Origin of the sequence: Brenneria corticis, assembly GCF_003115855.1 — a bacterium.
Taxonomy (GTDB): Bacteria; Pseudomonadota; Gammaproteobacteria; order Enterobacterales; family Enterobacteriaceae; genus Brenneria; species Brenneria corticis.
The window spans coordinates 161,282-175,131 of the sequence record NZ_KZ819078.1 but is presented as its reverse complement, the minus strand read 5'-3'; the positions used below and the strand labels follow the sequence as shown (position 1 = coordinate 175,131).

7 protein-coding genes are annotated in these 13,850 nt (G+C 58.2%); 3 read left to right on the top strand and 4 right to left on the bottom strand.

Features of this window, described 5'->3' with window-relative positions; translation table 11 throughout:
• Positions 1-33: 33 nt before the first annotated feature.
• The 3 genes from DDT56_RS11155 to DDT56_RS11145 all read right to left on the bottom strand — a co-directional run bounded on the left by DDT56_RS11155 (position 34) and on the right by DDT56_RS11145 (position 10,693).
• Entirely contained in the window at positions 34-8,613 is an 8,580-nt protein-coding gene (locus DDT56_RS11155; RefSeq protein ID WP_136166520.1) for a glycoside hydrolase family 94 protein, read from the bottom strand.
• Between the two features lie 265 nt (positions 8,614-8,878).
• Positions 8,879-9,802, bottom strand: coding sequence for an LpxL/LpxP family Kdo(2)-lipid IV(A) lauroyl/palmitoleoyl acyltransferase (gene lpxL, locus DDT56_RS11150; RefSeq protein ID WP_136166519.1), 924 nt, complete (start codon positions 9,800-9,802; stop codon positions 8,879-8,881).
• A 108-nt stretch (positions 9,803-9,910) separates the two neighbouring features.
• The gene (locus DDT56_RS11145; protein ID WP_136166518.1) at positions 9,911-10,693 is read right to left on the bottom strand and encodes a hypothetical protein; all 783 of its coding nucleotides are present in this window, start codon (positions 10,691-10,693) and stop codon (positions 9,911-9,913) included.
• A gap of 200 nt (positions 10,694-10,893) precedes the next feature.
• Between DDT56_RS11145 and yfiR the strand changes: the two genes are divergently transcribed.
• From yfiR to yfiB, 3 genes are read left to right on the top strand one after another with little or no spacing between them, the layout of a single operon-like run.
• The gene (gene yfiR / locus DDT56_RS11140; protein WP_168197607.1) at positions 10,894-11,439 is read left to right on the top strand and encodes a regulatory sequestration protein YfiR; all 546 of its coding nucleotides are present in this window, start codon (positions 10,894-10,896) and stop codon (positions 11,437-11,439) included.
• Positions 11,423-12,670: a diguanylate cyclase DgcN/YfiN gene (gene dgcN, locus DDT56_RS11135; protein ID WP_470287757.1), complete on the top strand. Its 1,248-nt coding sequence runs from the start codon at positions 11,423-11,425 to the stop codon at positions 12,668-12,670. Before yfiR ends, dgcN begins: the two co-directional genes overlap by 17 nt.
• A gap of 21 nt (positions 12,671-12,691) precedes the next feature.
• Complete coding sequence (gene yfiB, locus DDT56_RS11130; RefSeq protein WP_136166516.1) at positions 12,692-13,180, top strand: outer membrane lipoprotein YfiB; 489 nt, start codon at positions 12,692-12,694, stop codon at positions 13,178-13,180.
• 239 nt (positions 13,181-13,419) lie between these two features.
• On the opposite strand, the gene pgaD is transcribed toward yfiB, so the two are convergent.
• On the bottom strand, positions 13,420-13,848 hold the full coding sequence (pgaD, locus tag DDT56_RS11125; protein ID WP_136166515.1) for a poly-beta-1,6-N-acetyl-D-glucosamine biosynthesis protein PgaD: 429 nt from the start codon (positions 13,846-13,848) through the stop codon (positions 13,420-13,422).
• Positions 13,849-13,850: the final 2 nt, after the last annotated feature.

The following is a 13,850-nucleotide window of genomic DNA, read 5'->3' as shown; positions in this document are numbered from 1 at the left end:
CAGCATTTGCGGGATACCGCCTTTACCGCGCCGTCATAGCACCAGCCTGATGCGATGCTCCCCGGCGGCTAATTCAACCCGCACCTTTTCGTTATCGGCCGGGATCACCCTATCATCCAGCGTTGCCTGTGAAATTCCCTGGCAGCGGTGATTATCATTCACCACGCTAATCAGATAATGGCCCGCCCCGAGGGTGATTTCCGCCTCAAAGCCAGGCCAGTAATCCGGTATACAAGGGCTAAGCAGCAGCTGATTGCCTTCCCGGCTGATCCCCAGAATGCCCTCGATGCCCGAGCGGTGCATCCACCCCGCCGAACCGGTGTACCAGGTCCAGCCGCCGCGCCCGGCATGCGGCATCACCGAATAGACGTCGGCGGCGATGACATAAGGCTCGACCCGGTAGATGGCCACCTGCTCCGGGGTTGAGCCATGATTAATCGGATTCAGCAGGGCGAACAGCTCGCCGGCCTTATTGCCTTGCCCCAATCGGGCGAAAGCCAGCACCGACCACATCGCCGCATGGGTGTATTGCCCGCCGTTTTCGCGCAGTCCGGGCGGATAGCCTTTGATATAGCCGGGATCCCGCGCGGTGCGATCAAACGGCGGCGTGAACAGCAGCGCCAGAGCGTCATGGCGGCGAATCAGGTGCTCGTCCAGAGAGGCCATCGCCGTCTCCGCCCGCTGCGGGTCGGCGGCGCCGGAAAGCACCGCCCACGACTGGGCGATCGAGTCAATGGCGCACTCATCGTTAATATGGCTGCCCAGCCAGCTGCCGTCATCAAAGGTGGCGCGACGATACCAGGCGCCGTCCCAGGCCGTCAGTTCAATGGCCTGCCGCACCGACTCGGCGTGTCGACGCCAGCGAGCGGCGCGCGGCGCGTCGCGCGTATCCGCCAGCGGAGCGAAGATGGCGATGGTGCGGATCAGCAGCCAGCCGAGCCATACGCTCTCCCCTTTGCCGCCTTCCCCGACGCGGTTCATTCCGTCGTTCCAGTCCCCCCCGCCGATAAGCGGCAGACCGTTGGCGCCGGTCAGCAGCAGGCACTGATCCAGACCGCGGGCGCAGTGCTCGAACAGCGAGGCGGATTCCGCCGACGGCATCGGCTGGAAGAACGCGTCGTGTTCCCCTGGCGCCACGGGCGGCCCTTCCAGAAAGGCGATCGGTTCGGCAAGCACCGCGTAATCCTGACTGGTTTGCACGTAGGTCGCGGTGGCGAAAGCCAGCCAGACCCGATCGTCGGAGATATGGGTTCTGACCCCGGCGCCGGAATGGGGCAGCCACCAGTGCTGCACGTCCCCCTCGGCGAACTGCCGGCCGGCGGCGCGCAGCAGGTGGCGACGCGTCTCCTGCGGACGGGAAAAGGTCAGCGCCATGCCGTCCTGCAACTGATCGCGGAAGCCATAGGCCCCGCTGGCCTGATAAAAGCCGCAGCGCGCCTGAATACGGCATGACAAGGTCTGATAGAGCAGCCAGCCGTTGAGCATGATATCCATCGCTCTGTCCGGCGTTTTAACCTGTATCGCGCCGGTTACCGCCGCCCAGTGCGCCTCAACCTTGGCCAGCACCTGCTCCAGGTCGATCTCGCGATATTTCTCGATCAGCTTGCCGGCCTGCGCCGCGGACGCCTCCTGACCGATAAACCAGACGATATCCAACTGTTCGCCGGGAGCGATGGTGACGTGGGTCTGCAATGCGCTGCAGGGATCGTATCCCGCCGCGGTATTCCCCGACAGCCGGACGCCCTCAAGCAGCGCGGCCGGCGCGCGCATATGTCCGTTGCGCCCCAGAAACTCGGTTCTGTCGGCGGTGTACGACGATTGCCAGCCGCCTAAATCGGCGAAGCCGACCCGTCCGGGGAAAGCGCCGGACCAGGGATTGCCGACCAGCATCGCCCCGGTTTGCGCATCCACCCGGCTTAACAGGTAGGGAGCGCTGCCGCTGCGCGAGGTTCCCAATACCCACTCGGCATAGCCGGTGATGGTCAGCTGCCGCGTTTGCAGCGAGGTATTATGCAGGCGCAAACGGGATATTTTTAGCGGATCGACCAGCGGGACGAACTGTAATAATTCCAGTTCGATGCCGTTGGCGTGATGAGTAAAGCGGCTATAGCCGAAGCCGTGGCGGGCGATATAGCACCCGCCGTCGTTGATCGGCCATGCCGTCGGCGTCCACAGCACGCCGCTGACGTCATCCTGTACGTACAGCGCCTCGCCGCCGGGGTCGACCACCGCATCATTTCCCCAGGGCGTCAGCTGATTTTCACGGCTGTTCTCCGCCCAGGTATAGCCGCTGCCCTGCGCCGAGACCTGAAAGCCGAATGTCGGGTTGGCGATGACATTGATCCAGGGCGCGGGGGTGGCGTGTCCGGCGTCAAGGCGCATGACATACTCGCGTCCCTGCCGGGCGAACCCGCCGATGCCGTTGAAAAACTCCAGCATCTCAGGCGGCGGCGCTTTGTCCGGCTCGCTCGGTTGCAACGTATGCGGCGGGCGCGTCCGGGGAGGAGAATGGGGTATTAACGCCAGCTGATTGGAGATCGGTCCCCGGCGGGCCATCAGGGAAACCCGGGCGACCGACAACAGCAGGGCTCTGGCTTCGGTGGACATCAGATCGGCGCGCAGCGCAAACACCTCGCCGCGGGTTGACGCCCCCTCCAGCCTGGGTCGCGACTGGCTGCTGCGGATCGCCGTTTCAATGGCGATCTGCAGATCCTGGATATAGGACGAGGAGCGTTCGTTAACTATCACCAGGTCCACATTCAGCAGCTTCAGGCGCCAGTATTCATGCGCCCGCAGCAGTTGATGAACCTGCGCCATATCTTCGATATCGTCAATGCGCAACAGCACGATGGGCAGATCGCCCGATATGGACAGCGGCCACAGCCCGGACTGCATTCCCGCGCCGTTGACTATCGATTCAGGCGGCGCCCGGAAACGCGGGTCGGCATAAAGTATCGGCGCGGCCAGACGCTGAAAATCCGCGGCTTCTTCGGACTTCACGCCAAGATGACGCAACTGTACCTGAGCCTGGGTCCAGGCAAAGGTTTTATCACGCTCGTAGGCGCTGCGATCGTGATGTTTATCAATCACGTCAATCAGTTCATCGCGGGAAGCGGCCACCACCGTCCAGAACGCCAGGCGAACGGTTTTACCGGCGGGAATACGCACCTGCTGGCGCAGCGAAAAGATCGGATCAAGCACGGTGCCGGCGGTGTTGGACAACCCTTGATGGCCTAAAATGGCATCCGCCGTCATCACCGACTTGCCCCGGCCGATAAAACGGGAGCGATCCGACTCATACTGCATTTTGCTGCCGATAGCCCCTTCCAGCACCACAAAATGCGCCGCCCAGACCGGCTGCTCATCCGGCGATCTCGGCCGGCGGGTGGCAGTCAGGGTGGAGATTTCGTCCAGATATTCCGTCTGCACGAACATGCGGGAAAACGCGGTGTGCGCGCTATCGGCGGCGGGGGTCGCCAGCACCACCTCCGCATAGGAGGTCAGCTCGATATCGCGCCGCCGCCGTCCGCTGTTGGTCAGGGTTATCCGCCGCACTTCACCATCGCTTTCCCCCGACACCAGTACGTCCAGCGTGGTGGTCAGCGTGCGTTCATGGCGGATAAAGGAGGCATGATCCTCCCCGAAAATAACGTCGTAGCGATGCGCCGCAACGCCGATTTTGCTACTGATAAGCGCCGACGGCGCGGGAAGATTTCCCGCCGACTCGCTGAGCTGCCCCTGTTCGCCGGCGGACCAGATGCGACCGCTGCGCATATCGCGCAGCAGAATAAAACTGCCCGAACTGTCCCGTGTGGTGTCTTCCTGCCAGCGCGTTACCGCCAGCTCGCCCCAGCGGCTGTAGCCGGATCCGCTGGTGGTCAGCATCACGGCATAGCGGCCGTTGGAGAGTAAATGCGTGACCGGCGCCCCCGCGGGCGTGGCGGAAAAACGCCGCAGCGCGGCGGTCTCGTTGCGGCTTTCGCCCCCGCTGGCTTTCACATCGTCAGGCTGAGGCTCGGCGATGGCCACATGCGCCGGCAGGCTCTCCTGCAACAGCAGTTCGCAGGACTGAATCATCGGCTCGCGATGGAAACGGCGGCGCATATCGCCATCATGCAAGGCGTTGGCGATGGCCACCAGCGTCATTCCCTGATGGTGGGCCATAAAGCTGTAAACAATGGCCACCTTTTTATTCTCCGGCAGGCGTGAAGGGGTAAAATCGAGCGCTTCATAGAAGCCGTAACGCCCGGACGCCCCCATCCCCGCCAGCCGCTCGTAGTTGCGGCAGGCGGCAAGCGGATCGACCATGGTCGCCAGCCCGGTGGCATAGGGCGCCACCACCAGGTTATCCGCCAGACCGCGCTTCAACCCCAACCCAGGAACGCCAAAATTGGAATACTGATAGGTGAAATCCATATCGCGGGCGTTATACGCCGACTCGGAAATGCCCCAGGGCACCGATGCGCTGCGGCCGTAGGCCTGCTGATGGGCGACGATAAGGCGCGTCGTCTGCTCCAGCAGACTGCCCACCGGCGCCTGCATCACCAGCGACGGCATCAGGTATTCGAACATCGAACCGGACCAGGACATCAGCGCCGCGCCCCGGCCGGTCAGCACCGCCGCCCGCCCCAGACGGAACCAGTGCCGGGTGCCGACATCGCCCTTGGCGATGGCGAACAGGCTGGCCAGCCTGGCCTCGGAGGCCAGCAGGTCGTAACAGCTGACGTCCAGCTGATTTTCCGCCATTAAGTAGCCGATCGACAGCAGCTTGCGCTCGGGATCGATAAGAAAGGCGAAATCCATATCCAGCGCCATCTTGCGCGAGCGCGAAGCCAGCGCCTGCAAACGCCCGGCCAGCGCGGTTGAAACGCCCTGTTGGTTTTTATGCGCCGCCAGCATCTGCCGGGCGGCGTTGATCCAGAAAAGCGGTTCGGCGACGGCGCCGTCCTCGGCGCGCGGCAACAGCCCATCCGCCAGCCGCAGCAGTTGATCCGCCTGCAGCGCCGATTCCGCCAACAGGCGTTCAGGCGGCAGATCGCTGTTCAGCAACGCGTCAATCTTACCTAACCGCTGGAGCAACGCCGGTTCCCCCTGCGTTTCCCGGTGCAGAAACAGCGACTCGCGAATCAGTTGCAGGTGGTCGGCCAATGGCTCGCGAATATCCTGTTCCCCGCCCTCCTCCAGCCATAGCTCGCAGGCATTCGCCAGCACGATCAGGTTGCCCGCCAGGTTTCCGCTATCCACCGAGGAGACATAGGCCGGCTGCAGCGTCTGTAAATCCCGCGTGTCGTACCAGTTAAGAAAATGGCCTCTGAAACGCTGCAACCGCTCCATGGTGGTTAATGTCGCTTCCAGACGTTCGAGCACATCGACGATGCCGATCCAGCCGAAATCCCGCGCCGCCACCGTGGAAAGCATATACAGGCCGATATTGGTCGGCGAGGTGCGGTGAGCGATAACCGGCTTAGGCTGTTCCTGAAAATTATCCGGCGGCAGATGATGTTCATCTTCAGTGACAAAGGTTTCAAAAAAGCGCCAGGTGCGCCGGGCGGTCAAGCGCAACGCGCGCTTGTCGGCCGCGGCGATATTTTCCTGACGCGTGATGGCGCGTTCCCGGCTGACCCACAGCGCCAGCGCCGGCGCCGCCAGCCACAATAGCGCCAGCGGCAGCCACAGCGGCCAATTGCCGGGCGCCGCCGCCAGCGAACCGCCCACCGCCGCCGCGCCCAACAGCAGCCCGCCAAGCATTTGCCGATAAAAACCCGTCAGCGTCAGCCGCGGGCGGCGCCCTGACTGCGCGGCGGTGGTCCACTCCAGCAAACGCCGCCGGGTGATGGTCAAGCGCACCATGGTGCGAATCAAGGCATCCAGCGAGCGCCAGCTATGATCGGCAAGAAACGCCAGCGAGAGGAAGACCTGCATAAACGCCAGTTTCAGATCGCTGAACAAATGGCGGAAAGGATGGCTTTGCTTAAGCGGCTGCTCTCTCGTCAGTCCGCGCCAGCAGCGGGAAATCACATCCCAGAAGGCGGGCAGGCAGGCGGGAAACGCCAGCACCAGCAACACCATAACCAGGCCTTTCCATGCCAGCGCCAAAGGCAGGGCGCCGCAGAAAAACAGCAGCAGCAACAGGCTGGGCGCGAGCAGCGAACGGCGCAGATTGTCGATCATTTTCCAGCGGCCCAGCGCCGATAAGCGCGCCGCCTTGCCCGCCCCGGCGCGCGCCAGTCCCAGGATCCACGGCAGCAACTGCCAGTCGCCGCGCGTCCAGCGATGTTGCCGTTTTACGATAACGTCGTAGCGCGAAGGAAACGCCTCCACCAGCTCGACGTCCGAGGCCAGACCCGCCCGGGCATAAACGCCTTCAAACAGGTCGTGGCTCAGCAGGGTGTTTTCCGGTATGCGATCCTGTAGCGCCCGTTCGAAGGCATCCACATCGTAGATCCCTTTTCCGGTGTAGGAACCTTCGCCGAACAGATCCTGATAAACGTCGGACACCGAGGCCTCATAAGGGTTGATGCCGCCCGGCGCGGAGAAAATGCGCTGATAGCGCGAGCCTTCGTGGCCCGCCGGCAAAGAGGGGGTAATACGGGGTTGCAGAATGGCGTAGCCGGCGACGATGCGCTCTCCGCCGGCATCCCAGCGCGGCTGGTTAAGCGGATGCGCCATTTTGCCAATCAGTTTCAGGGCCGCGTCCCGGGGTAAACGGGTATCGGCATCCAGCGTAATCACATAGCGCACATCGGCCGGAACCTGCACGGCGACGCCGTCGACCGGAATAATGCTGGTATCGGCGGCGCCGCGCAGCAGCCGATTAAGCTCATGCAGTTTGCCCCGTTTGCGCTCCCAGCCCATCCAGACGTTTTCAGCGGCATTGAACAGCCTTCTGCGGTGCAACAGTAAAAAGCGATCGCCGGCCGCTCCCGCGCCATAACGGTGATTGAGCAGTTGTATCGCCAGGGATGCCCGCGTCAACAGCTGCCCATCGCCGGCGAGGATTTCGCTATCGGCATCAACGCCGTCCGCCAGCAGGGCGAAGGTGATATCGCCCAGTCCGCCGGAGAGGTAATGGACTTCCAACTGTTCCACCTGTTGCAGAATATCCTGCTCGCTGGATAACAGGGTGGGTATTACCACCATCGTCCGGCAATGGGTCGGCACCCCTTGCAGCAGTTCCAGCCCGGGCAGCGGCGCGGCGCCGAACAGGCTGGCCGTCAGCCGGTTGACCCAAGCCGTCGCCACCTCGGAGAACGGAATCAGGCAGATAAAACCGATAAACAGCAGCCAGACGCCGGAAACGGCGGAGGATGACAAAGCGGATAGCGCCGCGGCGAGCAACAGCGCGGTAAAAAAACCGATGGCGCCCACATAGCCCGCCAGCCCCGCCCGCAGCGTCAGGCGGTTAAAGCGCAGTAGCGGTTTGGGGCGAAAGCCAATCTCCGTTTCCAGCCGCGGCCGGCCTTCGGCAATCAGGTAATACCCCGGCTCGCGCTTACGGTCGTCAAGCTCGCCGGCAGACGGCGAATCAGGCTCCCCCTGCGCCAGCGACAGGGCCTTTTCGGCAATATCCAGTTCGCTACGGGGGGCTTGCCGCGCCAGCTGTTCGATGGCGCTGCGATAGCGATTGCGGGTGGTGAAATCCATCTGCGCAAAGGCGCTGCCCGCCCGCAGACGCGCATCCACCAGGCTGACGCTTTCAAAAAACGTCGCCCAGTCGATATCGGAAATCAACCGCATGCTGGTAATAATATTGCGCACCGTGACGTTGGACACGCCCAGACGCTGCTGCGCGTTTTGCACCACCTTCTCCGTCGAGCTCCCCTGCTGATTCAGCCGGTGTTCCAGCCAGCCCAGCGCCGGGGTGGTGCGCGGATCCTGATCGCGCAGCCGCTTCACCAACTGGGCGGCAAAGGTTTCGGATAATGGCCCATCGTGGTGACGGGCGATCTCCTTCGCCAGGGCGGCCTGCCCGTCCCCCGCCTGCAACAGGCGGTTCGCGGCCAGCTCCGCCTCGGCGCGCGCCTGACGTCCCACGGTCATCTGGTCGGCCAGCCGCCGCAGATTTTCTATCAGCACGATACGCAGGGTAATGGCGACGGCCCACAGCTCCCCTATCGTCAGCGGCTGTACGCCTTGATAGGCCATGATGAACCGGCGCAGCGCTTCAGGATCGACATGGCTGTCGGTGTGGGCGATAAACGCCCATACCAGACCGAATACCCGCGGATACCCGACAAAAGGCCCCTGCGATAATTTCGGCAACTGCTGGTAATAGCGCGGAGGCAGATCTTCGCGGATTTCGCGGATCTGCGCCGCAACCAGATGATAGTTATCCAATAGCCATTCCGCGGCCGGCACCACGCTGCCGCCGTTTTCCAGCTCCGCGGCGCTGGCGCGGTAGGCGGCCAATAGCACTTTCGCGTTATCGTTCAGGCGATGGTGTAAAAACATCACGGCGGGCGGCGAAAGGGTCACCGGCTGGGCGGCGGCAAGCGTACGCCCATGCTGTTCCAGGCGCTCCATGCCGAACAGCTCGCCTCTTACCGGCAGAATATCATTCCAGGGCGGCGAGGCTTTACGCGAAAAAATAAACGCGCGTGGGAATATTTTCATAATCGCCTTGTAGCCTGAACGCGAAAACCCGCGCAGGCGCTATTGAAGGTAACATCCAGAAGCTGGCAGACCCTATTGGCGCAGGCATGTCGGCATGTAAAGCCCGTCCCGGAAGGCGTGATGACAGGCTTATAATATGGGAAATTCGTCATCGGCTGACGGCAGCGGCGATGATTTGATGAAGAAAGGCAGAGAAAGAAAGCTGAGTATAGTCGATAAAACGGCGAACCATTAAATATCGTTGCGCGGCCGGCGCCGCGCGCCGCTAATCATACAGAGACGGTTCGCCCGCCGGGCGCGTTTTAAAACGCCGATGCAGCCAAAGATACTGCTCGGGGGCCTTGGCGATTTCGTCTTCGATAGCCCGGTTGATATAGCGCGCGGCCGCCAGACCGTCGTCGTAGGGATAATCTTGCAGTCCGGGGGATATGCTCAGCCGGTACCCCTGGGCGCCGGGTTTACGGATCACCACCGCGGTAACCAGTTCCGGCCTGGCCAGTCTGGCGATGATAAAGGTGCCGTTGGAAGTGGCCGTGCGCTGCACGCCAAAGAACGGCGCGAATACGCTGCCTTTGGGGCCGTAGTCCTGATCGGGGGCGAACCACACGACGCCGCCGCGTTTCAAGGTGTGCACCATACCGATCAGCTTTTTGCGACTGACCAGCTTATTGCCCGACCTTGAGCGCCCCCATTTCTGCACCAGCTCCATCACGTCGCTGTTATGCGGCCGATACATCACGGTCATCGGCCGGCAGTGCCCCAGCATGCGGAAATGCAGTTCCAGCGTCATAAAATGCACGCCGATAACGATAACCCCGCGCTGTTTCTCCTCCGCCGCCCGCAAATGCTCCAGCCCGGTTACCTCGATCCACTTTTTTATTCGTCTGTCGGGCCAAAACCACGCCATGCCCGTCTCCATCAGGCCGATGCCGAGGGAGGAGAAGTTGTCGGTGACTCTGGCGTCGATCTGCCGCGCGTCGGCGTCGGGAAAGCTCAGCTCCAGGTTGCGTCTGGCTATCGCCACCCGTCTTGCTAAAAAACGCATCGAGCGGCGGCCTAACCAGCCGCCAAGCTTAACCAGCATGGGATAAGGCAACTGAACCAGGAGAAACAGCACCCCCAGGCCAAACCACAATAACCAATTCCTGGGATGGACATGGGGTAAAAAAGACTTCCAGCGATTAGGCATACAATAATTGTCTCTACTTATCAGTTCGTTGTCTTTAACCGCGATTTAATAACATGCCTTTGACCAGGTATCGTTGTCATAACTTGCGATATCGCCGATTGCGGCAATCTACACAACCGCCCTGGCGGTACGACGCATAACCTCCGCCAGCAGGGACGTCACCAGCACGGAAGCCGCGAAAGCCGCGACAAAGGTGGTTAACAGTCCGGCACTGAGTATCAGCTCCCTGACCGTCAGATAGAAGATGATGACCCCGATGGCGCTGACGGCGTTACCGCGCACCACCGCGGCCATTTCCCCTCTGCCCCTTTGCGTATGGGCAAATACCGTCAGCGGCCAGGCGATGACCGGTACGGGAGAGAGAACGCCGCTTACCTGCGGCCCCAATATCTGCGCCGAACCGGTAATGGCGAACAGCATCGCGGTCGCCGTCAGCATCCGCAACGGAATATCCCAGAACGGGATCGCCGTTTCCCTGGTCTCTTTTTCCCCGGCGGGAGTTAAGCGCAGAATAATAGCTATCGCCACCAGGCTGATGACAATCACTCCCTGCGGCGCGCCGGCGTATAGCAACAGCCAGGAGATAAGGCCGAAGAGCGCCACCGAACAGACGCACGCCGCCGGAATCGCCAGCGCGCGGGTGGCGACAAGGTAGAAAAGGTAGGTGAGCAATACCGCGCTCAGCCCGGACAGCGCGCCGGATGCCGCCTGAGCGGCGAACTGCGGCCCCTGCTCGATAGCCAGAAAGAGGGCGACCGGCCCGGAGGTCAGCGGCATACCGGAAAGCATGCCGCCGACGAAACCGCCCCACTTCCTGACGGCCAGCGAAACAATCAGCATCAGAACCGGTGTGACGGCCAATTTGATGGCGAATATGTCCAAATACGGCATCTCCTACATTTATATTTATGCAAGTCGCGATCCGCACCAGAGGTTAGCGTTTTTTGACCGCCGCCGAAAACGGGAAACGGTAAGCGTTTTTTTCAACCATCCTGGAACAAACCTGAAAAACCACTGGATACCATACTAAAGATTAAATATATTGCATTATGTTTGAACTAATATTTTTCCCGTTAGGGTTGGATTAGGATATGGTGAAAAGGTGGCCTGTATTCGCCCTGTTTTTACTTTCTACCGCGATAGTTTCCGCTAAAACAGAGCCGTCCAGACTAAGAGATGAAATGTCGCTGGTGCCGGCCGACCAGGTTTATCAAACCGTGGCCGGTATTATCAGTTATTCGTACTGGCCTGAGCAAAATAAAACCCCTACACTTTGTGTATTCTCCTCCGCCTATTTTTTATCCGCCCTGACGGCGTATACGCCAAAGAATCCGGTCTTTAATTCCGTGATAATAAAAAACATTCATGAATTTTCCCCCTCACGATGCGATGCGGTATATTTTGGACAGGAGCCTGTTTCAGCACAGGTAACAATAGCCAACGAATTTCCTGATCATCCATTATTGACTATTGCCGAACAAAACCTGGAGTGTATCTATGGCAGTGCATTTTGTCTGATATTCTCCAATAAAAAGGTGAATTTTTCCGTTAATTTAGATTCTCTGACCCGAACCGGCATCAGGGTTAACCCTGAGGTTTTAATTCTCGCACGCCCACAGAATGAATATCATGAATAAGCAAGGAACTTTTGCTACCCATATAACAAGAAAAATAACCTTCAGGTCCGCACTGACCCGAATTAGCACCATAAGTTTGATTATTACCATGACGGTATCATGGATGTTGATCACCACAGCCTCGCTGATTTCGTTTAAACACTACGCGGAAAAAAACCTTCAGCTATTGGCTTATACTCTTAGCCAGAGCGTGGAAGCCGCGGTGGTATTTCAGGATGAGGTCGCAACGAAAGAAATATTGAAAAATCTTGGTCAACAAGGTCAATTCAATGTTGCAATCGTGACTGACTCCAAAGGGAAAAAACTAACTGAGTGGCGTGCCGTCGATAATATTTCAATGGATCACACTGATAAAGTTATCATGCGCTGGTTATTTCCCCATTCGGTTATCCAGCCTATTTTCCATCGGGGAGAACTGGTTGGCGAAATTGAAATTTCAGGCGCGGATGCAACGGTTAAACAATTTGTTTATTTCTCATTAGTGACGCTGACCCTGTGTGTGATTTTAGCATCGCTCCTGTCTATTCTTGTTTCCCGGCGCTTGCATCGCGGGCTGATTTTCGCGCTGCAAAATATTACCGACGTGGTACATGACATTAGGGAAAACCGTAATTTTTCCCGGCGAATACCGGCAGGAAAAATCACCGAGATAGATCTTTTAGCTCAAGACTTCAACAGCCTGATTGATGAAATTGAACATTGGCAAAACCAGATACTGCAAGAAAACGACTCGCTGCTGCAACGCTCGCTGCGCGACTCGCTGACCGGATTAGCCAACAGAGCCGCATTTTGCAGCGCATTGGAAGAACTGCTCGGCGATGAAGAAAAAAAATCACACATCGCCTTGCTCTTCATGGACGGCAACCGCTTTAAAGACATTAACGACACCTATGGGCACACGGTCGGGGATGAGGTTTTAACCATCATAGCCAAACGCCTGCTGCACTGCGTTGGTAAAACATCACTCCCCGCACGCTTGGGCGGCGATGAATTCGCGCTGATTCTTTTTTCCCACACGCAGGATATGAATAATATCAATGCCGTTATAAAAAGAATACATAAAAAAATCAACGAACCGATCTGTCTGCCCGGCGGAATTAATATTATAATGACGCTAAGCATCGGCGTGGCAATTGCCGATGAGAATTCAACCCTGAAGTCATTAATGGAACAAGCAGATAAAAACATGTATCTGGACAAACAAAATCATCATAACACTACGACTATATAAAACATAAAAACGGGAGATTCTATGAAAGTAGACCTTATGGCCATGCTGTCAGTGATAACAATTTTCGGGATAACAGGATGTCAATCAGCGCCGCCCGATCCCTTCACCCCCGAACAGGTTTCCGTATTACAATCGCAAGGATTTAAAAATACATCAGATGGCTGGACCCTGGCTCCCCGGGACAAAATTTTATTTAGGCATAATAAAGCGACGCTGACGCCTAAAAGTAAAGCGGCGATTAAACATATCGCCTCGGCGCTATCTTCAGTAGGACTACAGCACGCCAGAGTGGACGGACATACCGATAGCAATGGCGATAGCGACTACAACCGCTCATTGTCGCTCAGACGTGCAAATGCGGTTGCGAACTATTATGCACAAAGCGGAAATATACCGCGCAGTAACCTGACTATTCTGGGATTAGGTGAAAAGTGCCCCGTTGCCAGCAATAATACGTTGCGAGGGCGCGCGGAAAATCGCCGGGCCTCGATTATTATCACTACACCTTAATAACACGCAGTATTTCATTCCTTCTATTTACCCACAATAACTGTAGGCCATTCACAATATTAAACGGGAATTAAACGCCTTATAATAATCACCGCCGTTTATTATCGGCAGCATATCTTGCCGCTATTTATAACCACCTTATGGCATTCACAAATAAAATATATTTCACCAACATAATTATGACATTCAATAATACCCATTATTTACATTATCGAAAATAATGGGTGTTATATGGCCAATTATTGTCCGCGATTCACACCAATTTCCTCAATGCGAACGACGTTCCCGTCCTCACTATGCCAGACGTGCTGTACCCGGTTTTGGTTAAGCATAGCGATCTGGTCAGTATGAATAGAAAAACTTCGCGCCACCTCTTCAGAACTTAAATCCTCAACGCGTTGACGCCGTTCGGTTGCAAAACGATACTGATTGTATTTTGCCCAGCCGATTAACACCAATGCATTGAAAATGCCGATGGCAAGATACAGAGAAAAGGTGTTTAGCTCCGACAGCCTGGCGTGGAATCCTTGCCATGGCGATTGCCGTATCGCGGCCAGCAGGCCTTTCTCCAACAGCCAAATAAATCCGCCCCAGCCGCAGAGCGTCATCAAGAAGTCGATCGCGCGCGGAAACAGGCGTTGCTCGGTAAAAATCAACGGAGAATTCATCG

Excerpts from the sequence above, each read along its gene's own strand:
- lpxL (WP_136166519.1), bottom strand. The coding sequence starts at position 9,802 with ATGCCTAATCGCTGGAAGTCTTTTTTACCCCATGTCCATCCCAGGAAT.
- dgcN (WP_470287757.1), top strand. The coding sequence starts at position 11,423 with ATGAATATCATGAATAAGCAAGGAACTTTTGCTACCCATATAACAAGA.
- DDT56_RS11155 (WP_136166520.1), bottom strand. The coding sequence starts at position 8,613 with ATGAAAATATTCCCACGCGCGTTTATTTTTTCGCGTAAAGCCTCGCCG.
- DDT56_RS11145 (WP_136166518.1), bottom strand. The coding sequence starts at position 10,693 with ATGCCGTATTTGGACATATTCGCCATCAAATTGGCCGTCACACCGGTT.
- yfiR (WP_168197607.1), top strand. The coding sequence starts at position 10,894 with ATGGTGAAAAGGTGGCCTGTATTCGCCCTGTTTTTACTTTCTACCGCG.
- pgaD (WP_136166515.1), bottom strand. The coding sequence starts at position 13,848 with ATGAATTCTCCGTTGATTTTTACCGAGCAACGCCTGTTTCCGCGCGCG.
- yfiB (WP_136166516.1), top strand. The coding sequence starts at position 12,692 with ATGAAAGTAGACCTTATGGCCATGCTGTCAGTGATAACAATTTTCGGG.